At 69.7% G+C, this 26,730-nt stretch carries 25 protein-coding genes and 1 pseudogene; 15 read left to right on the top strand and 11 right to left on the bottom strand.

Features of this window, described 5'->3' with window-relative positions; genetic code table 11:
* The first annotated feature begins 55 nt into the window (after window positions 1-55).
* Window positions 56-1,249, top strand: a complete 1,194-nt coding sequence (locus ABCR83_RS18330) for a cytochrome P450 (protein WP_462696105.1) — start codon at window positions 56-58, stop codon at window positions 1,247-1,249.
* Here ABCR83_RS18330 and ABCR83_RS18325 read toward each other — a convergent pair.
* Window positions 1,210-2,238 carry a terpene synthase family protein gene (locus tag ABCR83_RS18325; protein WP_462696104.1) on the bottom strand — a complete coding sequence of 343 codons (1,029 nt, stop codon included), beginning with the start codon at window positions 2,236-2,238 and terminating at the stop codon, window positions 1,210-1,212. The two genes, ABCR83_RS18330 and ABCR83_RS18325, sit on opposite strands and share 40 nt — an antisense overlap.
* A gap of 28 nt (window positions 2,239-2,266) precedes the next feature.
* Window positions 2,267-3,022, bottom strand: a complete 756-nt coding sequence (uppS, locus tag ABCR83_RS18320) for a polyprenyl diphosphate synthase (protein WP_462696103.1) — start codon at window positions 3,020-3,022, stop codon at window positions 2,267-2,269.
* Between the two features lie 275 nt (window positions 3,023-3,297).
* Here uppS and ABCR83_RS18315 point away from each other — a divergent pair, with 275 nt between their 5' ends.
* Window positions 3,298-4,851, top strand: coding sequence for a prenyltransferase/squalene oxidase repeat-containing protein (locus tag ABCR83_RS18315; RefSeq protein WP_462696102.1), 1,554 nt, complete (start codon window positions 3,298-3,300; stop codon window positions 4,849-4,851).
* Here the strand turns inward: ABCR83_RS18315 and yczR are convergent.
* A complete protein-coding gene (yczR, locus tag ABCR83_RS18310; protein WP_462696101.1) occupies window positions 4,807-6,297 on the bottom strand; it encodes a MocR-like transcription factor YczR in 1,491 nt (496 codons plus the stop codon). The genes ABCR83_RS18315 and yczR overlap by 45 nt on opposite strands.
* A 63-nt stretch (window positions 6,298-6,360) precedes the next feature.
* On the opposite strand from yczR, the gene yczE reads away from it, so the two are divergent.
* Entirely contained in the window at window positions 6,361-7,107 is a 747-nt protein-coding gene (gene yczE / locus ABCR83_RS18305; RefSeq protein WP_462696100.1) for a membrane protein YczE, read from the top strand.
* A 94-nt stretch (window positions 7,108-7,201) separates the two neighbouring features.
* Here the strand turns inward: yczE and ABCR83_RS18300 are convergent, their stop codons facing one another.
* Window positions 7,202-8,035, bottom strand: coding sequence for a GNAT family N-acetyltransferase (locus ABCR83_RS18300; RefSeq protein ID WP_462696099.1), 834 nt, complete (start codon window positions 8,033-8,035; stop codon window positions 7,202-7,204).
* Between the two features lie 111 nt (window positions 8,036-8,146).
* Window positions 8,147-8,647, bottom strand: a complete 501-nt coding sequence (locus tag ABCR83_RS18295) for a type II toxin-antitoxin system Phd/YefM family antitoxin (RefSeq protein ID WP_462696098.1) — start codon at window positions 8,645-8,647, stop codon at window positions 8,147-8,149.
* A 192-nt stretch (window positions 8,648-8,839) separates the two neighbouring features.
* On the opposite strand from ABCR83_RS18295, the gene ABCR83_RS18290 reads away from it, so the two are divergent.
* The 5 genes and pseudogenes from ABCR83_RS18290 (at window position 8,840) to ABCR83_RS18270 (ending at window position 14,424) form a co-directional block, all read left to right on the top strand.
* Entirely contained in the window at window positions 8,840-9,676 is an 837-nt protein-coding gene (locus tag ABCR83_RS18290; protein WP_462696097.1) for a TnsA-like heteromeric transposase endonuclease subunit, read from the top strand.
* A complete protein-coding gene (locus ABCR83_RS18285) occupies window positions 9,673-11,949 on the top strand; it encodes a transposase (RefSeq protein ID WP_462696096.1) in 2,277 nt (758 codons plus the stop codon). Before ABCR83_RS18290 ends, ABCR83_RS18285 begins: the two co-directional genes overlap by 4 nt.
* Before the next feature lie 133 nt (window positions 11,950-12,082).
* Window positions 12,083-13,198: an AAA family ATPase gene (locus ABCR83_RS18280; RefSeq protein ID WP_462696095.1), complete on the top strand. Its 1,116-nt coding sequence runs from the start codon at window positions 12,083-12,085 to the stop codon at window positions 13,196-13,198.
* Window positions 13,195-13,674 (top strand): annotated as a pseudogene (locus ABCR83_RS18275) (TniQ family protein); the annotation flags it as partial. The gene ABCR83_RS18280 and the pseudogene ABCR83_RS18275, both read left to right, overlap by 4 nt.
* 306 nt (window positions 13,675-13,980) lie before the next feature.
* A complete protein-coding gene (locus tag ABCR83_RS18270; protein ID WP_462696136.1) occupies window positions 13,981-14,424 on the top strand; it encodes a hypothetical protein in 444 nt (147 codons plus the stop codon).
* 255 nt (window positions 14,425-14,679) lie between these two features.
* Here ABCR83_RS18270 and ABCR83_RS18265 read toward each other — a convergent pair whose 3' ends face one another.
* Together ABCR83_RS18265 and ABCR83_RS18260 are read right to left on the bottom strand one after the other, a co-directional pair.
* Complete coding sequence (locus ABCR83_RS18265) at window positions 14,680-15,342, bottom strand: recombinase family protein (protein ID WP_462696094.1); 663 nt, start codon at window positions 15,340-15,342, stop codon at window positions 14,680-14,682.
* A 55-nt stretch (window positions 15,343-15,397) separates the two neighbouring features.
* A complete protein-coding gene (locus tag ABCR83_RS18260; protein ID WP_462696093.1) occupies window positions 15,398-15,760 on the bottom strand; it encodes a hypothetical protein in 363 nt (120 codons plus the stop codon).
* A gap of 453 nt (window positions 15,761-16,213) precedes the next feature.
* Here ABCR83_RS18260 and ABCR83_RS18255 point away from each other — a divergent pair, with 453 nt between their 5' ends.
* From ABCR83_RS18255 to ABCR83_RS18245, 3 genes are all read left to right on the top strand, one after another.
* On the top strand, window positions 16,214-16,591 hold the full coding sequence (locus ABCR83_RS18255) for a helix-turn-helix domain-containing protein (protein ID WP_462696092.1): 378 nt from the start codon (window positions 16,214-16,216) through the stop codon (window positions 16,589-16,591).
* A 52-nt stretch (window positions 16,592-16,643) separates the two neighbouring features.
* Window positions 16,644-17,204, top strand: a complete 561-nt coding sequence (locus tag ABCR83_RS18250) for a hypothetical protein (protein WP_462696091.1) — start codon at window positions 16,644-16,646, stop codon at window positions 17,202-17,204.
* 113 nt (window positions 17,205-17,317) lie between these two features.
* Window positions 17,318-17,659: a DUF2516 family protein gene (locus ABCR83_RS18245; RefSeq protein ID WP_462696090.1), complete on the top strand. Its 342-nt coding sequence runs from the start codon at window positions 17,318-17,320 to the stop codon at window positions 17,657-17,659.
* Window positions 17,660-17,693: 34 nt separating this feature from the next.
* Here ABCR83_RS18245 and ABCR83_RS18240 read toward each other — a convergent pair whose 3' ends face one another.
* Window positions 17,694-18,923, bottom strand: a complete 1,230-nt coding sequence (locus tag ABCR83_RS18240) for a PP2C family protein-serine/threonine phosphatase (RefSeq protein WP_462696089.1) — start codon at window positions 18,921-18,923, stop codon at window positions 17,694-17,696.
* Window positions 18,924-19,139: 216 nt separating this feature from the next.
* Complete coding sequence (locus ABCR83_RS18235; protein ID WP_462696088.1) at window positions 19,140-20,279, bottom strand: C40 family peptidase; 1,140 nt, start codon at window positions 20,277-20,279, stop codon at window positions 19,140-19,142.
* 360 nt (window positions 20,280-20,639) lie between these two features.
* Between ABCR83_RS18235 and pstS the strand changes: the two genes are divergently transcribed.
* From pstS to pstB, 4 genes are all read left to right on the top strand, one after another.
* Window positions 20,640-21,779, top strand: a complete 1,140-nt coding sequence (gene pstS / locus ABCR83_RS18230; protein WP_462696087.1) for a phosphate ABC transporter substrate-binding protein PstS — start codon at window positions 20,640-20,642, stop codon at window positions 21,777-21,779.
* Window positions 21,780-21,892: 113 nt separating this feature from the next.
* Complete coding sequence (gene pstC, locus ABCR83_RS18225; protein ID WP_462696134.1) at window positions 21,893-22,870, top strand: phosphate ABC transporter permease subunit PstC; 978 nt, start codon at window positions 21,893-21,895, stop codon at window positions 22,868-22,870.
* A gap of 137 nt (window positions 22,871-23,007) precedes the next feature.
* The gene (gene pstA / locus ABCR83_RS18220; RefSeq protein ID WP_462696133.1) at window positions 23,008-24,075 is read left to right on the top strand and encodes a phosphate ABC transporter permease PstA; all 1,068 of its coding nucleotides are present in this window, start codon (window positions 23,008-23,010) and stop codon (window positions 24,073-24,075) included.
* Window positions 24,076-24,106: 31 nt separating this feature from the next.
* The gene (gene pstB / locus ABCR83_RS18215; RefSeq protein WP_462696086.1) at window positions 24,107-24,886 is read left to right on the top strand and encodes a phosphate ABC transporter ATP-binding protein PstB; all 780 of its coding nucleotides are present in this window, start codon (window positions 24,107-24,109) and stop codon (window positions 24,884-24,886) included.
* A 105-nt stretch (window positions 24,887-24,991) separates the two neighbouring features.
* Here the strand turns inward: pstB and ABCR83_RS18210 are convergent, their stop codons facing one another.
* Entirely contained in the window at window positions 24,992-25,990 is a 999-nt protein-coding gene (locus ABCR83_RS18210) for an anion permease (RefSeq protein ID WP_462696085.1), read from the bottom strand.
* A 6-nt stretch (window positions 25,991-25,996) separates the two neighbouring features.
* Entirely contained in the window at window positions 25,997-26,617 is a 621-nt protein-coding gene (locus ABCR83_RS18205) for a DUF47 domain-containing protein (protein WP_462696084.1), read from the bottom strand.
* Window positions 26,618-26,730: the final 113 nt, after the last annotated feature.

The following is a 26,730-nucleotide window of genomic DNA, read 5'->3' as shown; positions in this document are numbered from 1 at the left end:
GGTAACCGTACAAGCCACTTCATAACCGTACAAGCCACTTCACAGCGGAGGACACATGCCCAACGAACCCGCAACGCTGCCCCTCGCCCGACCCACGGGCTGCCCCTTCGATCCGCCGGAAGAGCTGGCCCGGCTGCGCGAGCAGCAGCCGCTCCGCCGGATGCGCTACCCCGACGGACACCTCGGCTGGCTGGCCACCGGCCACTCGGTGGTCCGCGCGATCTCCGCCGACCCCCGCTTCAGCTCACGGTACGAGCTCATCCACCTCCCGGTCCCGGGCACCGGAATCACCGAGCTGCCCCCGGCCCCGGTGGGCGACCTCACCGGGATCGACCCGCCCGAGCACACCCGCTACCGGCGGCTGCTCACCGGCAAGTTCACGGTGCGCCGGATGCGTGAACTCACCTCCCGGGTCGAGGAGATCACCGCCGAGCACCTCGACGCCATGGAGCGCCAGGGGCCGCCGGTGGACCTGGTGGAGGTGTTCGCCCACCCCGTACCGGCGCTGATGATCTGCGAGCTGCTGGGCATACCCTTCGCCGACCGGGAGACCTTCCGGCGCCATATCGCGGCGACGACCTCCGTGGACTCGACCGTGGAGGAGCAGTACGCCGCCATGGCCGCACTCCAGGACTACGTCCGCGAACTGGTCCCGGCCAAGCGCGCCGCCCCCACCGACGATCTGCTCGGCGATCTGACCACCACCGAACTCACCGATGACGAACTCGCCGGAATCGTCAGCTTCTTGCTGGGCGCCGGCCTGGACACCATCACCAGCATGCTCGGCCTCGGCACCTTCGCCCTGCTGAGCCACCCCGAACAGGCCGCCGCCCTGCGCGCCGACCCCGGCCTCGCCGACCAGACGGTGGAGGAGCTGCTGCGCTATCTGACCATCGCCCACACCGGGATCCGGGCGGCCCTGGAGGACGTCGAGGTGGACGGCCAACTGATCAGGGCGGGCGAGTCGGTGACCCTCTCGATGCAGGCCGCCAATCGCGACCCGGACCGGTTCGCCGACCCCGACCGCCTCGATCTGCACCGCAAGGCCACCGGACACCTGGCCTTCGGCCACGGCATCCACCAGTGCCTGGGCCAGCAACTGGCCCGCGTCGAGCTGCGGGTCGCCTTTCCGGCGCTGTTCACCCGGTTCCCGACGCTGCGGCTGGCCATACCGGCCGAAGAGGTCCCGCTGCGCGACAGCATGAACATCTACGGGTTGCACCGGCTCCCCGTCGCCTGGGACGCATAGCCCAGGTCCTGGGTCCGGGCGCACTCCTGCCCATAGCGCCAGGTGGTGCTGGACCAGTGCAGGCAGCCGCCCAGGAACAACCGCATTCCCTCGACATACCGTTGGACGTGTGCCCGCTCCCGCCCGGACAGCCCCAGGGAGCGGCACATGCCCGGTATATCCGCCGCCAGCATGGTGAACTGCTCGCTCTGCTCGCGCATTTCGCCCAGCACGGCGGCCACCGCTTCCTCCCGGGTGCAGCCCCGCTGGTGCTGGCCGTGCAGCACGGCGTTGTTGACGCCGTCGATCAGCTCCTCCTTGGCCAGCGAGGTGATCTCGTTGACCAGGATGGCCAGATCGATGGCGATCCGCCGCATCACCATGAGTTCGGGGCCGTAGCGGGCCCCGGGCGGAAGCTCACAGTGGCCCAGGCGCTCCACCAGGTCCATCACCAGGTCCATGGCCCCCGAACCGCGGCGGAGCACCATATAGTCCATCCGCCAGGGCGTCCCGCGGACGCGTCCCCTCGCCTCGTGGGCATAGGCGGTGAGCCAGCGCTCGTAGTGGCAGAGGGCCCGGCCCCGCCAGGTCGGGGACATCCCCTCGCAGGTGCGGTGCCACAGGTCCGCGAAGGCCCGCGCGAACGCGGCCGTCGCCCCCGTGCCGGGGGCCGGGCCGCCGCCCACCGCCGAGATCAGCTCACCGGCAAGTGCCAGGCAGGCGGCGGGGTTTCGGCCCAGCGCCCCGTCGAAGGGGTCGTCGAACACCATCAGCAGGCCCATCCAGTCGGCCGCCAGGTCCAGGTCGGCCCCCAGCGCATAGGGCCAGCCCTCGGCCGCCATCCTGGTGGGCTCGCAGCGCAGCAGCCGGTGGGTGGGGTAGGCGCCGGTTCCCTCGTCGTCAAGGAGGCCGTGGCCACGGAGCCAGTCCACCATGTGCGCGCCGGCCCGTTCGGCGTCGGGGCTGATGTCCCGGGGGAAGGGCAGGTTGACGAGCTCTGCGGGAGACATGGGCAACTCCTCGATGCCATCGGGTGGTTCACCTGCCGTACCGGCGCTGTCGCCGGGCGTACCAGCGCAGGGCCCGGTGGAGGTCGCCCCGGCGGAACGCGGGCCAGGCACGGGCGCAGAAACAGAGTTCGGCCTGCTCGGCCTGCCAGGTGAGAAAGCCGGACAGGCGGTGCTCCCCCGAGGTGCGGATGATCAGGTCGGGGTCGGGCTGGCCCGCGGTGGACAGGTGCCGGTCGACCAGGGCCTCGGTGAGCGGGGTGCCGGGCTCGGCGAGGGCCGCCCGGACGGCCGTGAGGATGTCCTGCCGGCCGCTGTAGGCGATGGCGAGGTTGACTCGCATGCCGGCCCGTCCGGTGACGCGCCGGGCCGCGTCAACTGTTCCGGCAGCTTCGGTCGCTTCAGTCGCTTCGGTCGCTTCGGTCGCTTCGGTCGCTTCGGTCAGCAGGTCCCGCGCGGCATCGGGCAGCAGCTCCAGGCAGCCGATCGGGCGGAGCCGGTAGCGGGTGTCGGCGGCGAGCCGGGTGACGACCTGCTCGACAAAGGCGACCAGAGCCTCGGTGTCACTGCGGCCGAGGTTCCGGGTGGAGAGCAGATAGAGGGTGACGATCTCTATGCCCGCCCGGTCGCACCAGCCGAGCACCTCCGGCACCTTGTCGGCGCCACGCTGATGGCCCGAGTGGATGTCACGGCCATGGCTGCGCGCCCACCGGCGGTTGCCGTCCGGGATGATCCCCACATGGCGCGGCAGCCCGGCCCCAGGTCCCCGCCGCCCGGGTATGGTCATCGACGCCCCCTCGACGACGGCGCCCGTATATGGATGCGGCGCCACAAGGTGTGTACTTCCCATTGCGCCTCGGATCGGTGGAAACGGGCAGGCGCACCGGCGGGCGCATGGGCGCCCGTACCCGCCGCGAGCAGGCATTCTGCATCGCCCTGTGGACCCGTATGCCTCCGTGCCCCTCTTGCGGACTGCTCGACCGGGCCGTTCGACTGGTGAGCAGGCAAGGCTGTATCGACGGGCCGTGTGGAACCGCGGTCCGCGCATGACAAGGGCCCCATATGACGTCGTCAGCACCCAGTGACGCGGCGGTCCGCCTGAGCGAGCACCTGGCCTCCCTGGTGGGGCCGGACGGCCGAGTCCGCTGCCCCCCACGCAGCCGCGCTCTGGAATCGGTCCTGGCCTGGCAGTTGCTCAAACGCTCGCCCCGCCACTCCGAGGCCCGTGCGCGGTTGTCCCGCTACCTCGCGTCCACCCCGGCCTCGGCCGCGCCGACGCCCTTCGACCGCCTCCTGCTGGCCGCCGCGCTCGGAACGGGAGCGCCGGACGCCGGCGCGGAGGACGTACTGGCCGGGTTCACCCACCACACGGCGGCCCGCAAGCGGATCCTGGCCGACACCGTGCTGTATCTGGCCGGTGCCCGCCGCACCCTGCCCGAGCGGCCGGCCGAGGCCTTCGCCGGCCAGGGGCTGCACAGCTGGAAGCGCCCCGAGCTGGCCGCCTGCCGCATTGTGCACGCCCAGGCCGCGGGCCGGGCCCGGGCGGTGCCCGCGAGTGAACTCGCCCGGCTGGACCGGCTGGTGAGCGGGGCGCAGATCCATGAGCGCAACCACCTCTCCCATCTGCTCCATCTGTCGGCCCTCGCCCCCTACCCCGGCCACCGCACGGCGGTGGAGCGGGGCATCGGGCTGCTGACGGAGGTCCAGGCGCCGGACGGCGGCTTCAGCCTGTCCACCGGCGCGGACACCTGGGTCACCTCCGTCGTCGCCCTCGCCCTGGCCGAATCCGGCACGGCCCCGGCGTCCGTCGCCCGCGCCTGCTCCTGGCTGGCCGACCGGCAACAGGCCGACGGCGGCTGGTCGTTCGGCCCCGGCGTCACCCAGACCGATGTGGACACCGCCTACTCCTGCCTGAAGCTGCTGCACCTGACCGGGCCCGCCCGGCACACCCGGGCCCTGGACCGCGGCCACAACTACCTGCTCGCCACCCAGAACGTGGATGGCGGATGGCCCGTCTATCTGCGCGGCAACCCCTCCGAGCCCGCCATGACCGGCGGCGCCATCAGCGCCCTGGCCGACCGTCCGGAACGACACCACCAGGCAGTCGTGCGCGCCGTCGACTGGCTGACCGCCCGTCAGCACGCCGACGGCACCTTCGAACGCGGCTGGAGCCTGGCCGAGGCCAACGCCGTCTTCCGCGCCGTCCAGGGCCTCCGCAACGCCCTCGACCGCATCGGCCTGCCCGCCCCCACCGCCTCGGCGGCCCGTGCGGCGCTCAGCCGCGCGGCCGACTTCCTGCACCGCTCGCAAAATCCCGACGGCGGCTTCGGGCATCGCATCGGCGACCCCAGCGACCCGATCAGCACCGGCTTCTCCCTCGCCGCCCTCGCTCACCTGTGCTGCACCACCGCCCGGGCCGCCGCCCGCGGCTACCTCCACCGGGAGCAGAACCCGGTCGGCGGCTTCACCTCCGCCCCGGATACCGTCTCGCCCCGCCCCTTCCCGCTCGACCTGCCCGCGCTCGCCCCGGCGTATGTGCTGCGCGGGCTGACCTACGACGCCGCCCGGCCGTCAGGCGATCCAGTGCGGACGGCGGACGGCGGACGAGGGCGGTAGGCCGTCGGCGAGTGCGGTGGCCATGCGGTGCACGGCCTCGCGCAGGGCATCGGGCGGGGCGGTGTAGGGGATGCGCAGGCGCTGTTCGAAGAGGCCCGGGTGGGCGGCGAAGTAGCCGCCGCCCTCGATGCGCACCCCGCGGCCGAGCGCCCGCTCGGCCAGTGCCGAGGCGATGGGCTCGCCCAGGTCGACCCAGAGGGACAGCCCGCCGGGCGGCGGCCGCCAGGTCCACCGCGGCAGGTGCTCGGCGAGCGCCTCGCCCAGGGCGGCGCGCTGCCTGCGCAGCTGGTCCAGGCGGCTTGGCAGCAGCTCCCCGGCCCTGGCCAGCAGCTCGAGGGCCAGCAGCTGGTCCAGCACCGAGCCGCCCATGTCGTTGGCCATCCGCTGGCCGGCGAGCTCGGTCACCAGCCGCGAAGGGGCGCGCAGCCAGCCGATGCGCAGGCCGCCCCAGTGGGTCTTGCTCATCGAGCCGATCGTGATGACCTGGCCGGTGCCACCGGGCTTGGCGTGGCAGGCGAAGGGCGGCGGGGCGGGGACGTCGAGGGCGAGGTCCGCCAGGGTCTCGTCGATGACCAGCCAGGTGCCGGAGCGTTCGGCGGCCCGCAGTACCCGGACGCGCTCCCGCTCCGGCATCAGGCAGCCGGTGGGGTTGTGGAAGTCCGGGATGAGAAAGGCCAGTTGGGGCACCGCCTGGCGCAGCGTCGACTCGGTGATCCCGATGTCCCAGCCGGCCTCGGTCACCGGGACCGGCACGGTGCGCAGCCGGGCGCGGCGCAGGGCCTCCAGGGCGTTGGGATAGGACGGGTTCTCGATCATGACCCGGTCGCCGGGTCCGCACAGCAACCCCGTGATCAGGGTGAGTGCGTGCTGAGCACCGGAGGTGACCAGGATCTGTTCGGGCAGGGTGGCCAGGCCCCGCCGGGTGAACCGCTCGGCGATGGCGGCCCGCAGCTCCGGAAGGCCATAGGGGTGGTAGCCGGGTGTTTCGGCGTGCTCGGCCAGCCGGGGGGCGACCTGCGCGAGCGCGTCGACGAGCGCCTGCTCCGGCAGTCCGGGGGCGGCCCTGGCCAAGTCGATGGCGGCGTCCGGGGTTTCGAGGGCCCGGGCGATGCCACGGGGGGTACGGTCCTCCGGCAGGGCCGTCCAGGTGCCGGAGCCCTGGCGGCTGTGGGCGTAGCCGCTCTCCCGCAGCAGGTCGTACCCGGCGGTGACGGTGGCCCTGCTGGTGTTCAGCGCGGCCGCCAGTTCCCGCTCGGCCGGGAGCCTGGTGTGCAGCGCGATCCGTCCGTCCAGGATCAGTGCGCCGATCTCCCGGGCCAGCCGGCGGAAGGCGGGCTTTGCTTCCGTCAGGTCCGGCAGCAGGGCGGCCAGCTGCCGGCTCCCCAGCGCCCCGCCGGCCCGGCCGGCCCCGTCCCCGTGCCGCGGCGGATGCGGAGCAGCAGCCATTCCAACCACTCCCTCCGAATTGGTCATGTTTTACAGGCCAATCAATCTACAGACTCGCCGCCAATGACCTTGAGGCACATCGGAACCCAGGAGGCGGTCGGCATGCAACGGAAGATCACGGGCGGAGACGCCCCGCCCCCGCCGCCCCTCACCTATCTCCCCCTCGGCGAACGCCCGCTCCGCCGCCTTCCCCAGCTGTTCGCCGGCCTCGCGCTGTACGGCCTCAGCCTCTCGGCCGTGGTCCGGGCCGCGCTGGGCGTCAACCCGTGGAGCGTCCTGGCCGAGGGCGTGGAGCGCCACACTCCGCTGAGCTTCGGCCTGGTCAACGGCGCCCTCGGCGTGCTGGTGCTGCTGTTCTGGATCCCGCTCAAGCAGACGCCCCGGCTCGGCACTATCGCCAATATCGTCGTCCTGGCGTGCTCATCCGACCTCGGCCTCGCCCTCCTCCCCCGGCACCCGGACCTCCCCCTCCGGGCGGGCCTGCTCCTCGGCGGCATCCTGGTCAACGGCCTGTCCATCGCGATCTACGTCGGCGCACGCTTCGGCCCCGGCCCCCGGGACGGGCTGATGACCGGTGCGGCCACCGCAACCGGCCGCTCCATCCGGCTGATCCGCACCCTGATCGAGATCACCGTGCTGGCGATCGGCTGGCTGCTCGGCGGGACCGTGGGCGTCGGCACGGTGCTGTACGCGGCCGCGGTCGGCCCGATCACCCAGGCGTTCCTTCCCCGGTTCGGCTACCGGAGCACGGTGCCCGTGGCCCCGGTGCGGGGCCGGCGCGACCACAGGTCAGCGGGGATCCCGACGTGAGGCGGCAGTCACGCCGGTGGATCGTACGGGTCGCCGGTGGCGGGAGAACGCGTTGCCTCGGTGCGGACCGCCGGTGCAGGTCCGCTGCCCCGGGTCAGGCGCCGTCGGCCGGTTCGGCGATCAACGCGGTGGCGACGTGGCGGAAGCCCGCCCGGGCGTAGATCCGGGCCACGTCTTCGTCGCCTGCCGAGAGAAAGACGGTCTCCACACCCCGCCGCTGCAGGGCGTCCGTGACCAGTGCCGCCGTGACCGCGAGGGCGAGACCGCGCCGCCGCGCGGCCGGCAGAGTGCCGACGCCGGCGATCTCGCTGACGGAACCCACCGGCTGGTGCTGTCCGGAGCACAGCACCGTGCCGTCGCGCAGGGCGGCGACGAGCACCGACGTACGGTCCCCGAGGCGTGCCGCGAGATGTGCCACCGAGCCGTCCTCGGTCAGGGCACGTGCCTTCTCGGCCAGCTGTGCCGGGCCCGTCGAGCCGATGCGGGTGCCCGGTTCGGTGAAGGCGAGGTGGGCGGCGGCGAGTGCGTCGGCGAGCATCGGGTCGTCCGGGCCGACGGTCCGGACCGTCACGCCCTTGGCCACGGTGGGGGCGGGGGCGCCCGGGCCGAGCAGCATCAACGGGTGCTCGTGCACGGTGAGTCCCGCCGCCTCGGCTGCGGCCCGGAGGGAAGGAGTCGTCTCGGCGACCCACTCGAAGCTCTCGGGCACCCCGAGTTCACGCTGGCGCGCGCGGACCCGGGCCACGTCCCCGGGGCCGACCGGGCCGGGCCGGTCGAGGGCCGGGCGGGCATAGTACGGCCAACTGCCCCGGCCCTCCTGCACAAACAGGGTCAGCGGCCCGAAATCCTCGGCCCGCCCACCGGTGCGGGGGACGGCGTCGTAGTACGCCTCCAGCCTGGCAAGCTGATCGGAAACCTCGAAAAACACTGTGGTATCCAAGCAGTTGCCGCCCTGGCTCGCCACCGGATTCGGACCGGGCCGCCGCGGTTGCGTCGGAACGCCGTGGAACGGAGGCCGAGCCCAGGACGGCAAGCGCGCTCACTGCTCGCCGACCGGCGGCTGTCGGGCCAGGAACTCTTCAAATGCCGCTGCCTGCTTGGGGTCCATGTATCCCTGGCGCGCGTGCAGGGCTTTGTCCTCGAGCCACGCCGCCTCGTCGGCAGTCAGCTGCACGGCCACCACCATCCCGCTCCGGGCGAAGCTCACCCGCCTGCCATCGGCACGCACATACCGGATGTAGGGTCCATACTCCTGCGGGCCCGCCAACGGTTCGGCCTGGAGCCGGCCGACGTCCCACGTCGGCTCGTTCGCGTCCTGCTCTTCCTCTTCCTGCGACATCGGTGCGGGTATGGGGTAGTCGGCACGGGCCCAGTGCTCCAGCTCGGCCACCAACCCCGCCGGGAACAGGACACTCACCGGCACGTTGGCCTCAGTGAGCACGACGCGTTCGCCGGTGGACTCGACCAGCGAGACGAGGCGCTGGTAGTCGATCGGGCCGGGGGCGTACCGGCGCTCAACAACGATCTTCACATCTCCCATGCAGCCGGACTGTGACTAGCAGCAATAGTTGTCACCGACAGGAGCCTCTGACTTGGGCTGTTGTAGCAGTTTTCAGCGGCAGTTGGCACCAAATGCGCGCAGTAGTTGTCACCTCCGGGCGGATCTCAATCGTGTTGTCACCAGCTTCGAAGATCGTGCCCAGGTCGAGCGTGATGACAGTTGGCTCAGGGCATGGGCGGAGACCTTCGGCCGGACGTGGCTGGTGATGTGCCGTGGTCGCACGGCTGTGCCTGGGACGATCTGCTCGTTCCGGTGCTCGTCGACTCCAGCCGGAGCACTCTTGATCTGGGCGAGGGCTGGACCCGCCGCTGGACAGTGACGTGGCGGACGGGCGGGGACGAGGTGTCCTGCGTCGTCAGGGACCTGGCCCGGACACCGGTTACGGATGGCGGTCCTGTGCGGTGGTTCTCTTGGCGGCGGGCTCAGCGACACCGCCCGGGCCTGCAGTTCCTCGTCAGTACGGGCCGTCATCATGGAGCGGAGAGCTTGGAGGAAGCCCGCCTGTTGCTGGTATTGGACTTCGCGGCTGACCTGATCGATGTGGTGTCGCAGCCGCTGAAGATGTGGTTCGGCACGGCGGAGAAGCGCCGGAGCCATATCCCGGACTTCCTCGCGATAACGCGTTCCGGGGTGTGGCTGATCGACGTACGGCCGGAGCCTTTGATCAAAGAGAAGGACCGGGAGTCCTTCGCGGCGGCGGCCGAGGTCGCGCTGGTCTGCGGCTGGCGCTATATGGTCGCGGCTCGCTGGCGCGAGCACGTCCTGGCGGCCGTAGATGCCTTCTCCTCTCAGCGGCGGGCGCTGTCCGACCCGCTGGGACTGCGGCCTGCGCTGCTCCAGTCGGCCGGTGAAGGAGCGACGTTCGGTGAACTGGCGGAGGCCAGCGCGTTCCCGCCGCTCGCGCGGGCACAGCTGCTGCACCTGCTCTGGCACCGGCGCTTGGGCGTCGATTTGTCCCAGCCGTTCGGGGATGTCTCTCGTGTGGTCAGCAGCGGGGTTCCGCGGTGACTGCTGCAGCGAGGGTGCTGGACCTGTCTCCTGGTGCCGCGGTGGTGCTGGACGGCACCGAGTGGACGGTGGAACGTCGCGAGCCGGAACTGGGCCGGCTCCAGCTAGTGTCGGGCGACGGCACCCGGCAGACGGTGAGTTTCCGTTTCCTGGTGAACCACCCGGGTTGTCGGCCATCGTCCCGGACGGCGGCCTCGGGAGCCGACCGGGACCGTCAGCCGAAGACCTTGCAGGACCTGAAGCCGGGGAAGCGGGAGCTGGCCGCACTGCGGCTTGCGCACCTGCTGGAGGTGGAGACGGGGTTCCGCAGCGGTGATCCGCTGCGGCCGGGGCCGGGAGAGCCGAAACCGGAGTACGACCCGGACGCCACGACGCTGACAGGCCGCCGCAGAGCGAAGGTGGCCGAGTTGCAGGCGATGGACCGGCAGCAGGCGAAGCTCCTGGGGGTGGATCGCGTGAGCTATCGCACGCTGATCCGGTGGGATGTCAAGCGCCGGCAGTCCGGTCTGGTCGGCTGCGCCGACGAGCGTTGGCTTCGGGAGAGCGGGGGCCATCCCGCGGTCACGGAAGAGATCCGAGAGGCGATCTTCGCGGTTCGGGAGGAGGCCCTGCACCGGTCTAGGGTCACCATGCGCACGCGCGAGCGCATGATCCACCAGTATGTGCGCGAGACCTTCCCCGACCGGAAGGTCGAGGTCCCCTGTTACAACACCCTGCGGGCTGTCTGGCATGAGTGGTTCGGGTCGGGCGGCTCACGTCAGCGCTATGCGCGCTCGGCCGAACTGCCGATGAAGAACGGACACGTGCTCGTGCACCGTCCTGGCCAGGTGGTCGCGCTGGACACCACCGTGCTGCCGGTGATGGTCCGCGAGAGCGTGTTCGGCGACCCGGTGACCGTCCATCTCACCCTCGCCATAGACGTCCACACGCATTCGCTCTGCGCGTTCCGGCTCACGCTGGTCTCCGACACCTCGGCGGATGTCGCCATGCTGCTGCGAGACGTGATGCTGCCGCTGCCGATGCGCGCGGACTGGGGCGAGGACCTGGAGTGGCCCTACCCCGGGCTGCCCGCGGCAGTGGTCGCCGAGTTCGCCGGGCACAAGGTCGCCGGGCTGCCGTTCTTCACTCCGGAGACGGTCACCACTGACCACGGGTCGGTCTATCGCAACCACCACCTGGTGGAAGTCCAGCGGGTGATCGGCTGCAACATCCTTCCTGCTCGCACCTTGCGGCCCACCGACAAACAAGCGATCGAAAGAGCGTTTGGGGCAATCCGGTCACTGCTGTTCGAGCAGCTGCCGGGTTACACCGGCATCGACACAGCCGACCGCGGGGCCGACCCGGAGGGCGACGCGGTGCTGACCATCGATGAGATGGAACACCTGGTCGCCACTTGGATCGTGTCCGTCTGGCAGAGGCGGAGGCTGGGCGAATACGCGCCGAGTTGGGATCCGGGCGGGGACCATAGTCCGAATTCGCTGTTCGCGGCGTCGTTCGCCCAGGCCGGGCTCGCGATGGACATCCCCTCACCGGAGCTGTTCTACGAGTTCCTGCCGACCCACTACGTCCAGAAGATCGACCCCCGGCGCGGGGTGAAGATCCGCGGACTGTGGTATCACGACCGGGAGTTGCTTGAGCCCTACCTGGGGCGGAAGTCGACGCGCGGCGGCAAACACAAGGGCAAGTGGGTCATCCGGCGCGATCCCCGGGACCGGCGCCAAGTGTTCTTCCAGGATCCCATCTCACACCAGTGGTATCCGCTGCCCTGGACCGGGCTGCCGCCCAGTGGGCAGGCTCCGGCTTTCGGCGATGCACGCGTACGCGAACTGCTGAAGAAAGCCGATGCCTGCGGACTGCGACCTAAAACCGACGACGAACTGCTGCCGGTCCTGCTGGAGTTGATCGGCGCACGAGTCCCGGTCAGCCAGTGGCCGACCCGCATGCCGAAGTCGGAGCGGACCGAGCATGCCCGTGAGGTCACCCAAGCAGCAGCCGCGCAGGCCGACCGGCCCCAGAGCGGGAACAACCGCAAGTCCCGCCCGCAGGCAGCCGCAGCAGCCGGCGAGACGGTGGTGACTCCATTGCGCTGGCCGGAACGGGCCAGGCAGGCCGAGCAGAGCATCGACAGCCAGCGGCGCCACCGGCGCGAACAAGCAGTCCAAGCCCGACCTGAGCCACCGCCGCCGTTGGGTGAGAGTCTGCGCAAGCGCGATCTGTTCCTCCTGCCAGAGGAGGACGGAGAGGGGGAACCGCATGGCGGACCCGCAGGATGAGTCCGGCATCGTCCCCTTTCTGCGGGCCGGGCCGCCGCCGGACCGCACTACCAACGAAGGGTGGCAGCAGTGGCAGGAGCGACGCGGGCTGTTTGTCCCGGCTCCTCGTCTGTCGCTTGGGGAGTACGCGGCAATGAGCCCGAGGCGTCAGGCTCTGCATGACCTGCACCGCACGGCGACCCACGTGAACATGGGCCTGCTGGAGACCCCGATGAGCGCGAAGGTCACCAAGCTGATGCATGTGCGGCTGCGGAACAACGCACTGAACTTCGAGCCAGGCACCCGTGACGGTCTGATGATCAGCGGCGGCGGTTACCTCGGGAAAACCGAAACGGTCTGTGCTGCGGCCGCCACCTTCGAGGCCGTCTGGCGGGAGTTGCACCGACAGCTTCTGCCCGGCCCCACTCCGGGCACCCGTGATCTGTTCGTGCCGGTCGCATACTGCCGGACCCCGGTCCGGGCGACTCCGAAGGGACTTTGCGCCGCCATTCTGGACTTCTTCGGCGCCCCGCACCCCAAGACGCTCAATGGCATGATCCGGTCGGTCAAGGACTCACTGCGGGACCACCACACCACGGCCTTGCTCCTGGACGACATCACCCGGCTCCGCCTCCACCGTGAAGACGACCAGGACACCCTCGACTTGGTCCGTGAGCTGATGGACCTCAACGTCACCCTGGTACTGATCGGCGTCGACATCCCGAACTCCGGGCTGCTGCGGGGAGGTTACCCAGATCCCCGCACCGGGCAGTGGGTCTTCCCGCCGGTCAGGACCGGCAAGAGTTTCAACCCGGCCGCCGTCACCCAGACCGAACGCCGCTTCGACATGATCGACCTCGATCCGTTCGACTACAGCACTCCCGAGGGCATCGCCGCCTTCATCAGCCACCTCACCGGGATCGAGGACCGGCTGCGGCTGTTCCGGGCCTGGCCCGGGATGCTCACCGAAGGTGACATGCCGGAATATCTCTACCGCCGCACCCGCGGCATCGTCGGCCTCCTCAAACGGCTGATCGAAGACGCCTGCACCGAAGCGATCGACAGCGGCGCCGAAGCACTGACTCCCGAACTGTTCCCCGCGGTCCCCATCCGGCTGGGCGACCTCGGCGACCGCGACCCGGACGCCGGCGAAATCCCCGATGTCCCGGACGAGGCCACCACCGCCAACCGGACAGCCAAGAAGCCTGGAAAGCGAGGACGCAACACCGTCTTCGACGACCGGGGCACACCCCCAGCGGCCCAGGCGTGATCCAGCACAACGTCGAAACCCGGCCCCTGCCCCGCAGCCTGCAACCGCTTCACGACGAGTCGCTCCCCGGCTTCCTCCTCCGCCTCGCTCACCGGCTGGGCATCGCCCCAGGCCGCCTCGCCGCCTGGACTGGGCTGACACGCGGCAAGCCAGCCGCAGGACTGCCTGTGACATACCAATACCGGCTGGACAAACCCACCTTCGCCGCCTTCGCTCTCGCCTGCCGGCTGTCCCACCAGGAACTGTCCGGCATGCTCCTGCTGCCCTTGGCCACCCGTTACGGCCCCCTGGACTCCCGCCTCATGGGCCGCCACGGGCCCGCACGGGTCACTTACAACAACAGCTGGGTCTTCACGCGCGGCACCCGCTACTGCCCGGAATGTTTGGCCGGTGACAGAAGCCCACTCCAAGAGCTCCTCGGCGGCGCCTGGCAGCGGAAATGGCGCTTGCCCCCTGTGTTCGCCTGCCCCAAGCACCGATGCCTGCTCCGACGGAGTTGTCCGGTCTGTGAGGCGCAGCCCCTTCACGGAACCGGCGCAATGAGCCTGATCCCCCACGCATTGGACGACGGTCTGCACCCCACCCAGTGCCGCTCATACCGGGCACTCTCCAGGAATGGGCCCTCAACGTCTTGCGGAACTGTCCTCGCCGAGCCCAGCCTCCCGGCCCCGAGCCCCAGCGGTCACACACTGGGCAGATTGATCAGCCTCCAAGAGCGGCTGCTTCGCCTTCTCGACCCGCGAGGCCCGCAAACGATGCCGAGCTGCGGCATCCCTATCCCCGTGGCCCAGTACTTCATGGACATGCGGGTTCTTACCGCCCTGATCTTTCTGTCCTGGCCGGCCGCCCGGCAGTTCGCAGCCACTTCAGAACTCGCTGCCGCCCTTGACCAAGAGGCCGACCGACGCCGGGAAGCCTCACGCCAGCTCCGGTCAGGCCGCGGGAAAAAGCACATCTCCCGCCCCTACACCGCACCCCCCGAGGACCCTCTCCTCTGCGGAGCCGTCCTGGGAATCGCCGAGATCATCCTCAGCGCCGGCAACTCACAATCGGCCCGCGACCTGCTCAAGCCCGTCGTCACAAACACCCACACCATCGACCGAGGAACAAAGCTCTCCTACCTGCGGCACTTCAACGGCACTTCGCCAGCCCTGACGGCCGCACTCAGCCCACGCAATCTCGTCGGCCGCGCTCACCAACCAACCGAGCAACCTCGTCAGCAATGACACGCATCGAGTGCCTGGCAGCCTCCCGGAGGCTCGCCTCGTCCGCCTCGGTGAGCTCCGCCCGCAGACGGCGATACCCCTCACGCAACAGTTCCGTGTCCACGTCAGCCTGACCGGCCACAGACAGCCTCTCCGCTACCGATCCCAACCGGTGCCAAATAGGCCCCGGTGTCCTATCTCTGGCCCACGGTGCAAAGTAGCCGCTACAGCTCGAACGTCATCTGGCCGGAGGCTTCGAGGGCGGGCACGCGAGGGTCACCGCTCCGCGGCGTCGAGCTGGCGGGGAAGGGCACGCAGCTCACGGAGGTCGGGGATGTGGTTGTAGAGGGTGCCCGGGGAAACGCCGAGGAGCTTGGCGATCGAGGTGATTGAGCGGCCCGGGTCGGGCAAGAGGTCGCGGGCAGCTTTGATGACTTCCTCGGTGGCGACAGTGGGGCGTCCGCCGACCCGGCCGCGGGCGCGTGCGGCGGCCAGGCCCTCCTTGGTGCCGATGACGATGAGTTCGCGGATGAACTCGGCGAGCGCGGCGAAGACGTGGAAGACGAGTCGTCCGCCGGGGGTGGTGGTGTCCAGATTCTCGTGCAGCGAGGTGAAGCCGACGCCACGTCCACGCAGCTCGGCGACCATGTTGATGAGGTCCTGGAGGCTGCGGCCGTAGCGGTCGAGCGAGGGGACCACGAGCGTGTCGCCCGGGTCGAGGAACGCGTGGCACGCCTTCAGCTCGGGGCGGAGTGCGTCCTTGCCGGACTTCTTGTCCGCGAAGATCTTCCGGCATCCGGCGGCGGTGAGCGCGTCGAGCTGCCGCTCCAGCTTCTGCCCGCCGGTCGACACCCGGGCGTACCCGATTTTGATCTCGGTGCGGACAAGGGGCTCGGCGACGAGAAGGTCCGGGCGTTCGGCCGGTTCGAGATCAGTCACGTCGTGGCCTTGGTCAGCGTCAGTACGCACCCGGGGCGGGGTGGGAAGCGCGACGTCATTCCCTGCTGTCCTCCTGCCGCTCGAAGCTGAACTCGACGTGGCCGGCTTCGTCGATGCGTTCCTGGAAGGGGACGCCGTGTGCTTCCAGCTGAGCCCGGGTCAGGTCAGTGGCGTTCGTCTTTCCGCTGCCCATCGCTCCGAAGGTGACTGCGCCCTGGGCTTCCACGTCCGTGGCCCGCTGGGGGATCACGGCCCACCGGGAGAGGTCCCCCTGGGGGTCGATGTCGGCGATGCCGGTACGACGGCCCTCACGGGCGACCTGGTCGACCAGGTCTTTGACGCTGATCCCGCGCCGCTCGGCCTCAGCCTCTAGCAGCTGCCGTGCTTCCCTCGACGCGCTCTCGATGCTGTTCACCATCGCCGCCCTTCAGTGAGTTGCTGTATCTGCGTCCGTGTCTTCCCCGAATCATGTCAGAAAACGGTGGTCCGAGGTTCTTGAACGGCACGGGTTTTTGAAGGGTTTTTTGAAGGCCCTGCCGGGGGTGTGCGCGCCTGACCCGGCGATCTTCAGAAAACGAAGGTTTTTTGACGACCCGGCAGACGGTCAGGCGTCCCGAAGAGCGGTACGGATGCTGTCCGCGACCGGCGGGGCGAAGGCGTCCAGCAGGTAGGGGCCAGGCGCGAAGCAACGGGGAAAGGCGGACGACCGACGGCTACTTTGCACCGTGGGTCAGAGATAGGACACCGGGGCCAAATACCAGTGAGAAGTGCCAACTATCGCTGCGAGTCACACGGACGCTACCGGACAGGAGAGCCGCACTTTTGCAAGCACCCGCTTGCAAAAGTTAGCAAGCTGCGGCAGCATCGCCCCATGGCATCACTCAATGTCGGCAATCTCGGCGAGTATCTGCGCGAACAGCGGCGCAATGCGCAGCTGACGCTGCGTCAACTCGCTGATGCGGCAGGAGTGTCCAACCCGTATCTCAGCCAGATCGAGCGCGGCCTTCGCAAGCCCAGCGCCGAGATCCTGCAGCAGCTGGCCAAGGCGCTGCGGATCTCCGCCGAGACGCTGTATGTGCAGGCCGGGATTCTGGACGAACGGGACCGGGACGAGGCAGAGGTTCGCAGTGTGATCCTCGCCGATCCCTCGATCAATGAGCGGCAGAAGCAGGTACTGCTCGAGATCTACGAGTCCTTCCGCAGGGAGAACAGGCTCGCGAAGGACGACGACAGCATGCCTTCCAGCTGACCCAGGACAGGGCGGCTACCCCGGAGACTCCGGAGACTGGAGAAGCGACGCCATGGCGATCACCCAAGACATCCGCAAGGCGGCCATCGACAACGGCTACGCGGCGGCCGGGGCCCTCGACCTCGGCGCCGAGAAGATCGGGCAGTTCGTCACGGAGGCGCCCGGGCGCCTCGAGCAGTTGCGCAAGACCGACCCGAAGGCCCTGGGCGAGCGGGTGACCAAGGGGGCCAAGGAGGCCCAGGAGCAGATCACCACCAAGGCCACCGCGTTCTTCGGCAGCCTTGACACGGACGTCAAGAAGCTGGGGCAGACCGGACAGGACCTGCTGCTGCAGGGCGTCGGGCTGGCCGTCGCGGGCGTGGCGAAGGCCGGTGAGACGCGCGACCGGCTGGCCGAGCGCGGCCGGGAGGCCGTGAAGACCTGGCGCGGGGAGCAGGGCGGCGAGGCGCGGGAGATCCCGGTCGCCACCGAGCCGGGGACGGACGAGCCCGCGCCCAGGACCGGGGCAGCGGAGGACAAGGCCGAGGAGCCCGCGGCCAAGCCCGCCGCGCGGAGGGCCGCCACCCGTAAGCCCGCCGCCAGGAAGACGGACGCCCGGGCCACCGACGAGTAGCCGGCCGAGGAGGCGATCCGGGCACCACCCGCGTGCCCGGTTCGTTCTCCCGGTACGGTTGGCAGCAGGGGGCAGACCGTACGCGTCACGGAGACGGACAAGAGGTGGGCGGCATGCTGGTGGAAGGCTTTGGCGAGATCCTGTACTGGGTGTCGATCGGCCTGCTCGTCTTCACGATGGCCGCCTTTGTCAACGCGGCCGTGCACCGCGAGGACGCCTATCGAGCGGCCGACAAGCAGAACAAGGGCTTCTGGCTGATCATTCTCGGCCTCGCGGTGGCCCTCAACCTCTTCTTCGGCATCATGAACTTCCTGCCGTTGCTGGGGCTGGTCGCCACGATCGTCTACTTCGTGGACGTCCGCCCCGCGCTCAAGCAGGTGTCCGGGCGCGGTGGCCCGCGCCGCCGCGGCTCCAGCTCGGACGGTCCCTACGGGCCGTACAACGGCGGCCGCTGACGCCCGGGCGGGCTCATGCGGCTCCGCCGCGCGCTCAGCGGTCCAGGAGCAGTACGGCCAGGTCGTCGGTCAACTCCCCGCCGTTCAGGGCCCGTACCTCGGTGACGGCCGCCTCCAGCAGCTCCTCGCCGCATAGCCCGGCCTGCATCTGACGGGCAATCAATTCAATCATGCCGTCCTGGCCGAGCCGTTGCGCGCCGGCCCCGACCCGGCCCTCTATCAGGCCGTCGGTATACATCAACAGGCTCCAGGAATCGCCGAGTTCAACCTGGCGGCGCGGCCAGCGGGCGCGCTCCAGCAGGCCCAGCGCCGGGCCGCCACCGTCCTGCGGCAGCAGGCGGGGAAGCCGTCCGGGGCGGGCGAGCAGCGGGGCCGGGTGACCGGCCAGGCAGAGACCGGCCGACCGGCCGTCGGGGGCGATGTCGACCGTACACAGCGTGGCGAAGATCTCGTCATCGGCGCGCTCCACTTCCAGAACCTGCTGGAGGGTGCCGAGAAGTTCATCGCCGCACAGCCCGGCCAGCGTCAACGCCCGCCAGGCGATGCGGAGTTCGACCCCGAGGGCGGCCTCGTCCGGGCCATGGCCGCAGACGTCGCCGATCATCGCGTGCACGGTGCCATCGGGCGTGCGGACCGTGTCGTAGAAGTCGCCGCCGAGCAGGGCGCGGCTGCGGCCGGGCCGGTAGCGGGCGGCGAAGCGCAGGCTGGAGCCGGCCAGCAGGGGGTTGGGCAGCAGCCCGCGCTCGAGGCGGGCGTTCTCCTCGGCGCGCAGCCGGGACTCGGTGAGCTGACGCTGGGCGAGGTCGGCGCGCTTGCGCTCGACGGCATAGCGGATGGCGCGGCTGAGTACCCGGCCGTCGAGTTCGTCGCGGAAGAGGTAGTCCTGCGCGCCGACCCGCACCGCTTCGGCGGCGCGCTCGGCGTCCGCCTCGCCGGTGAGCACCAGGACGGCGTGGAGCGGGGCGAGCCGCAGCACCTGGCGCAGGGTCTCGAGCTCATCGGGGACGGCCCCGGAGCCGCAGTCCACGGCGGGCAGGGCCAGATCCAGGAGGATGCACTGCACATCGGGGGTGAGCAGCCGGGCGGCCTCGGTGAGATTGCGGGCGGTGCGGATGCGGATCGGCTTGCCCGCGACCGAGGTCAGCTGCGAGACGTCCGGCATCGCCAGCGACCCCGCCGGGTCGTCCTCGATGACCAGCAGGGACAGCCCGCCGTCGGGCAGCGCGGCGGTCGGTTCCGCCGGCTTTGGCACGGTTACGGGCATCACGTCGATTCCTTCCCTCCCCCCGAGGGCAGCGCCCAGGGGACGGGCACCGACGCGACCCTAGCGGGGAGGCGCGGCCAAACGGAATGGTACGGAGCCACCCGCCTCTGTCATATGCCGTCGCCAATGCCGCTTTTGGCGCATGAAAGACAAAAGCTGGCATGAGAAACATCACGTCCACGACCGCGGACGGTGTTCAGGGCGTCCTGGGCACCCCTAGCCCGGCCGCACCACCCCGAGGATCGGCATCGACCCCGCGCCCGCGAGCGTCACCTGCCGCCCCGGCCGGGGGGCGTGCACAATCGTTCCGTCACCGACGTACATCGCGACATGGCTGGCGTCCGCGAAATAGATGATCAGGTCGCCCGGCCGCATGTCCTTGACGTCGACCTTGGGCAGCTGCCGCCACTGCTCCTGCGAGGTGCGCGGTATCGAACGGCCCGCCGCCTCCCAGGCCCTGAGCGTAAGTCCGGAGCAGTCATAGGTGTTGGGGCCGTCGGCGCCCCAGACGTAGTCCTTGCCGATCTGCGCCGTCGCGAACTCGACCGCCCGCTTGCCGTCGGTACTCGCCGAGCCGGAGCCCTTGAGGTCGACGCCCTTCAGGGGCTGCGAGGCAAGCCACTGCCGCTGGGCCTGCCGGGCCTGCTCCTCCTCCAGCTTCTTCAGCCGCTCGCGCTCCTCGGCCGCCAGCTTCGACTCGAGCGCCTTGGCGGCGTCCAGCCTGGCCTCGATCTCCTTCTTGGCGCCGGCCTTCTTCTTCCGCTCCTCGTCCAGCTTCTTCCAGCGCTCACCGGCGGCCTGGGCATAGCGGTCCAGATCGGCCTTGGCCGACTTGGCGTCGGCCAGCAGCTGGCGGGTCGCCTGCTGGCCCTTGTGGGTCGTGGACAGCCCTTCGATGAAGTCCTCGGGCGCCCCGGAGAGGAACAGCCGGGCGCCGGGCGGCAGTCCCTCACTGCGGTACTGGGCACGGGCCAGGGCCCCGATCTGATCCGTCAGCTGGTCCATCCGCTGCTGCGCGGCGGCGACCTGCTTGGTCAGCTCCTTGACGTTCTTCTCCTGCAGGCGGGTCTGCTCGTCGGCCGCGTTATAGGCGTCGGTGGCCGACTCGGCCTTGCGGTAGAGGGACTCCACCTCCTTGTGGACGTCCTCGAGCTTTGGCTGCCCGGTGCTCTGGGCCGGGCCCCCCGGCGGTGTGGGGTCGGCCCATGCCACGCCGGGCGCCACCAGCATCCCGGTGGCACAGACCAGGGCGGTCGCGGCGATCAGCCGCCCGCCGCCGATGCCCCTGGAACCGCTGCCCCTGGAACCGCCGGCTCTGCGGCCCGTGCCCTTGCCGTACGCGTTCCCGTCGCCCACAGCCCCGCCGTTCCGCCCCACCGGACACCTCCGCGACTTATCCCCCACGTATTTACCTGGCGCCACACAGGGATCGGATGGTGTCACGGCCATGGTGAAACCGACAGAGATCTGCGTCACACTTCCGGAGAATCCAGCCGCATGCCGCTCCACCACACTGATGGCCGAGGTTCACCCCTCGTTCACCTCACCCCATCGACGCCTTCACCTGTTCTGCTTAATTTCGGCCGTGGACAAGGGGCAGAAGAGCAGCGGCCGTACGGCAGTCGAACCGATTCCAACGGCCCGCCCTCAGGTAAACCGCATCACCAACCTCTCGCACGCCGCCCCAGCGGCGGCTCCCGGAAGGAACACCAGAACGTGAAGCTTCAGCGCAAGAACCGGCTTCGGTCCGTCGCTCTCGGCGCCATCGCCGTCTCCGGCGCCCTGGTCCTCACGGCGTGCGGCTCGGACGACAACAGCGGCAGCGGCTCCAGCAGCGGCGGCAGCGGCAGCTCCACCAAGGCCGCCGGCAACATCAAGTGCGACGGCAAGGGACAGCTGCTGGCCTCCGGCTCTTCCGCACAGAAGAACGCCATGGACCTGTGGGTCAAGAACTTCATGGCGGCCTGCAAGGACATCCAGATCAACTACAAGCCCACCGGCTCCGGCGCGGGCATCCAGGAGTTCCTCTCGGGCAAGACCTCCTTCGCGGGGTCCGACTCGCCGCTCAAGCCGGAGGAGGTCACCAAGTCCAAGGACGTCGTCAAGGGCGGCCAGGGCATCAACCTCCCCATGGTCGGCGGCCCGATCGCCATCGGCTACAACGTCCCCGGCGTGGACAGCCTGGTGCTGGACGCGGACACCCTCGCCAAGATCTTCGACGGCAAGATCGAGAAGTGGAACGACCCGGCGATCGCCAAGCTCAACAAGGACGCCAAGCTTCCCGACCTGAAGATCCAGGCGTTCCACCGCTCCGACGAGTCGGGCACCACCGACAACTTCACCAAGTACCTCAAGGCCGCCGCGGGCAGCTCCTGGCCGTACGCCCCCGCCAAGGCCTGGGCCCCCAAGGGCGGCCAGGCCGCGGACGGTTCGGCCGGGGTGTCCTCCCAGGTCAAGCAGACCTCGGGCGCCATCTCCTACTTCGAGCTGTCCTACGCCACCGCCAGCAGCATCAAGACGGTGAAGCTCAACACCGGTGCCGCCGCCCCGGTCGAGGCCACCTCCGACAACGCCTCCAAGGCCATCGCCGAGGCGAAGATCGTCGGTACCGGCAAGGACCTCGCCCTCAAGCTCAACTACAACACCAAGGCCGAGGGCGCCTACCCGCTCACCCTGGTGACGTACGAGATCGTCGGCGACAAGGGCAACAAGGCCGACACCCTGGCCGCCACCAAGTCCTTCCTCACCTACGTCGCCAGTGAGGACGGCCAGTCCGTGCTGAAGGGCCTGGGCTACGCCCCGCTGCCGGCCGAGATCGCCAGCAAGGTCCGCGAGAACGTCGCGACCCTCTCCTGACCCGAGTGCGGCCCGCCCCGACCGGGGACGGGCCGCACCATCCGGTGCACCGCCGCGCCAGGAGCCGGGCCACACCCGCCGGCTCCGCAGACCGGAGAACCCCCGTGGATGACATGGAAATAACCCCACAGACACCAGCAGGCCCACCGCCTCCCCCGCCCAAGGCCCCGAAGAGCGCCACCCGTGCCGGTGACCGGATCTTCCTCGGACTCTCCCGGGGCTCCGGTGTGCTGCTCCTGGTGATCATGGCCGCGATCGCGGTCTTCCTCACGGTCCGGGCCGCGAGCGCCCTCTCCAAGGACCACGGCAACTTCTTCACCACCTTCGAGTGGAACGCCAACGGCACCCCGCCGGTCTTCGGCATCGCGGTGCTGGCCTTCGGCACGGTCGTCAGCTCGCTCATCGCGATGGTCATCGCCGTGCCGGTCGCCATCGGCATCGCGCTCTTCATCTCGCACTACGCGCCGCGCAAGCTGGCCGCCCCGCTGTCGTACGTCATCGACCTGCTGGCCGCCGTGCCGTCCATCGTGTACGGCCTGTGGGGAGCCCTGTTCCTGGTGCCGGAGCTCGGCGGCCTCTACAGCTGGCTCAACGACTACCTCGGCTGGACCGGGATCTTCGAGTACCACGACGGCGCCGCGCGCTCGCTGTTCACCATCGGCATCCTGCTCGCCATCATGATCCTGCCGATCGTCACCAGCGTCAGCCGCGAAGTCTTCCGCCAGGTCCCCAAGATGCACGAGGAGGCCGCGCTGGCACTCGGCGCGACCCGCTGGGAAGTCATCCGGATGTCCGTCCTCCCCTTCGGCCGCTCCGGCGTCATCAGCGCCTCGATGCTCGGCCTGGGCCGGGCGCTCGGCGAGACGATGGCCGTGGCGACCGTCCTCTCCCCCAGCTTTGTGATCTCCAAGAGCCTGCTCGACCCCGGCGGCGGCACCTTCGCACAGAACATCGCGAGCAGCTTCAAGGAGTCGGGTGACATCGGCAAGGACGCCCTGATCGCCTCCGGCCTGGTCCTGTTCGTCCTGACGCTGCTGGTCAACGGCGCGGCCCGGATGATCATCGCGCGCCGTAAGGAGTACACGGCATGACCGCGAGCGACGCACGCCCGGACGCCGGGCGGCAGCCGGGCGCGATTCCCGCACCTCTGCGCCGCACGGGCGGCGATGGGGGTCCCTCCCAGGCCGTTCAGGCACTGGGGGAGGGCGATGAGAGGGCAGACGTGATCATGGACCAGCCGCTGGTGGCCGACCGGGAGGCACCGCGTTCGTCCACCCTGCGCCACCCGCGCCTGCCCCGCTGGGCCCCGGCCGCGCTGGCGGTCCTGGCGGCCGCGGCGGGCTGCGGGATCGGCCTCGGCGCCGGGCTGAGCAGCCGGATCCAGTGGGGCCTGATCGCGGGACTGCTCTTCGTGGTCCTGATGTACGGGCTGACCGCCCGCGTGGAGGGCCGCCGGCAGGCCAAGGACCGGCTGGCCACCACCCTGGTGTGGCTGTGCTTCCTGATCGCCGTCGTCCCGCTGGTCTCCCTGATCTGGGAGACGGTCGCCCGCGGCACCAAGGTGTTCAACGGCTCCTTCCTCACCCATTCCATGTCCGGCGTGCTGACCATCGGGCCCGGCGGCGGCGTCTACCACGCGATCATCGGCACCCTGGAGCAGGTCGGCATCGCCACCGCCCTCGCGGCCCCGATCGGCCTGCTGACCGCGATCTACCTGGTGGAGTACGGGCGCGGGCGGCTCGCCAAGGCCGTCACCTTCTTCGTGGACGTCATGACGGGCATCCCGTCGATCGTCGCGGGCCTGTTCATCCTCAGCTTCTGGATCATCATGCTGGACTTCGGGTACTCCGGCTTCGCCGGCTCGATGGCCCTGGCGATCCTGATGGTGCCGGTGGTGGTCCGCTCCACCGAGGAGATGCTCAAGCTCGTGCCCAACGAGCTGCGCGAGGCCTCGCTGGCGCTCGGCGTCCCCAAGTGGCGCACCATCCTCAAGGTCGTCCTGCCCACCGCCATCGGCGGCATCGCCACCGGTGTGATGCTCGCGGTGGCCCGCGTCGCCGGTGAGACCGCCCCGATCGTGCTCCTGGTCTTCGGCTCCCAGGTGATCAACACCAACCCCTTCGACGGGGCGCAGTCCTCGCTGCCGTACTACATCTACGAGCAGTGGGCGGCCGGCAACGACGCCAGCTACGACCGCGCCTGGGCCGGGGCGCTCGTCCTGATCGCCTTCGTCATGATCCTCAACCTGGTGGCCCGCGGCATCGCCCGCTGGAAGGCCCCGAAGCAAGGCCGCTGACGCGGCTCACCGGAAAGAAGCAGTGATCCCCATGGCCAAGCGAATCGACGTCAGCGGCCTCTCCGCCTACTACGGCGCCCACAAGGCCATAGACGACATTTCGATGACCGTCGAGCCCCGCTCGGTGACCGCCTTCATCGGCCCGTCCGGCTGCGGCAAGTCCACCTTCCTGCGCACCCTCAACCGCATGCACGAGGTCACCCCCGGCGGCCGGGTCGAGGGCAAGGTGCTGCTGGACGACGAGAACCTGTACGGCGCGGGCGTCGACCCGGTCTCGGTGCGCCGCACGGTCGGCATGGTCTTCCAGCGGCCGAACCCCTTCCCGACCATGTCCATCTACGACAACGTCGCCGCGGGCATCCGCCTCAACGGCGGCCGGGTCCGCAAGTCCGAACTGGACGGCATCGTCGAGCGGTCGCTGCAGGGCGCCAACCTCTGGAAGGAGGTCAAGGACCGGCTGAACAAGCCGGGAGCGGGCCTCTCCGGCGGCCAGCAGCAGCGGCTGTGCATCGCCCGGGCGATCGCCGTCGAACCGCAGGTGCTGCTGATGGACGAGCCCTGCTCGGCGCTCGACCCGATCTCCACGCTCGCCATCGAGGACCTGATCGGGGAGCTGAAGGAACGGTTCACGATCGTGATCGTGACGCACAATATGCAGCAGGCGGCGCGCGTCTCGGACCGTACGGCCTTCTTCAACCTGGCGGACGTGGGCCGGCCGGGCAAGCTGATCGAGCTCGACGACACGGAGCGGATCTTCTCCAACCCGTCGGTCCAGGCCACCGAGGACTACATCTCGGGCCGCTTCGGCTAGGGGTGTCCGATGGGCGTCCTTGCGGCGCTGCTTGGCGGTGCCGTCGCAAGGCGAAGGGCCCGCCCCTGGACAGCAGGGGCGGGCCCGTACCTTCGTGCCGGACCGTCAGCCGAAGATGCGACTGCCTATCCAGTAGCACAGCGCGGCGACCCCCGCCGCGGCCGGCATGGTGATGAACCAGCCGAGGATGATGTTCTTGGCGACCCCCCAGCGGACCGCGTTGACCCGCTTGGTGGCGCCGACGCCCATGATGGCCGAGGTGATGACGTGCGTCGTCGAGATCGGCGCCTGGAACAGGAACGCCGTGCTGAACATGACCGACGCGCCCGTGGTCTCGGCCGCGAAGCCCTGCGGCGGGTCCAGCTCGATGATCTTCCGGCCGAGCGTCCGCATGATGCGCCAGCCGCCGGCGTAGGTGCCCAGCGACAGCATCAGCGCACAGGCGATCTTCACCCAGACCGGGATCGGGTCACCCTGGTCCTCGACGCCGCCGATGACCAGGGCCATCACCACGATGCCCATGGTCTTCTGGGCGTCCTGGAGGCCGTGCCCGAGCGCCATGCCCGCCGCCGAGACGGTCTGGGCGATCCGGAAGCCGCGCTTCGCCTTGTGCGGGTTCGCCTTCCGGAACATCCACAGGATGACCACCATGACGAGATAGCCCAGCAGCAGCCCGACGAGCGGCGACAGGAACATGGGCAGGACGATCTTCTCCCAGACCCCGGTCCAGTAGACGACCGAGGATCCGGCGAGCGCCGCACCCACCATGCCGCCGAAGAGGGCGTGGCTGGAGGAGGACGGCAGCCCGAAGTACCAGGTGACCAGGTTCCAGACGATCGCACCGACCAGCGCGGAGAACAGGATCAGCATCCCGTGGTTGCCGGTCGGTGTCTCGATCAGCCCTTCGCTGACGGTCTTGGCGACCCCGCTGCCCAGAAACGCACCGGCGAGGTTCATCACGGCCGCCATCGCAAGGGCCGCGCGCGGGGTCAGCGCCCGCGTGGAGACCGAAGTCGCGATGGCGTTCGCGGAGTCGTGAAAGCCATTGGTATAGGTGAATCCCAGCGCGACCCCGATGGTCACGACAAGCGCAAACGTGTCCACCGGTGGTCAGGACTCCTTGACCGCGATGGTTTCGACCGTGTTCGCGACATGCTCGAACGCGTCCGCCGCCTCTTCCAGCACATCCACGATCTGCTTGAGTTTGAGGACCTCGATCGCGTCGTACTTGCCGTTGAAGAGCTGGGCGAGGAGCTTGCGGTGAATCTGGTCCGCCTGGTTCTCCAGCCGGTTCACCTCGATCCAGTACTCCGTGAGGTTTGTCATGGTCCGCAGATTCGGCATGGCCTCCGCGGTCAGCTCGGCGGCCCGGGCAAGGACCTCGATCTGCTGCTCGACGCCCTTCGGCAATTCCTCGACCTGGTAGAGAACCACCAGGTCGACGGCCTCTTCCATGAAATCCATGATGTCGTCGAGCGAGGATGCGAGGGCATAGATGTCCTCACGGTCGAACGGCGTGATGAAAGAGGAGTTCAGCTGGTGGAAGATCGCGTGCGTCGCGTCGTCCCCGGCGTGCTCCGCTGCACGCATCCGCTCGGCGATCTCGGCCCGGGCGGACGTGTCCGCGCCGAGCAGTTCCATCAGGAGCTTGGAGCCCGTGACGATGTTGTCCGCGGATGCGGCGAACATGTCGTAGAAGCTCGTCTCCCTGGGGGTCAGACGAAAGCGCACGTGGGATCCTCGGGGTGCAGCGGATTCGGTCTCGTTGATGCTAGGCGCATCATCCGGCCACAGCTAACTGGCATTCCCTCAGTGTCGCCCATCGGGCAGAGTGCTCACGAAGG

Source organism: Streptomyces xingningensis, from assembly GCF_054957865.1.
Note: the sequence above shows the minus strand (reverse complement) of the source record. Positions and strands in the feature narration are given on the sequence as shown.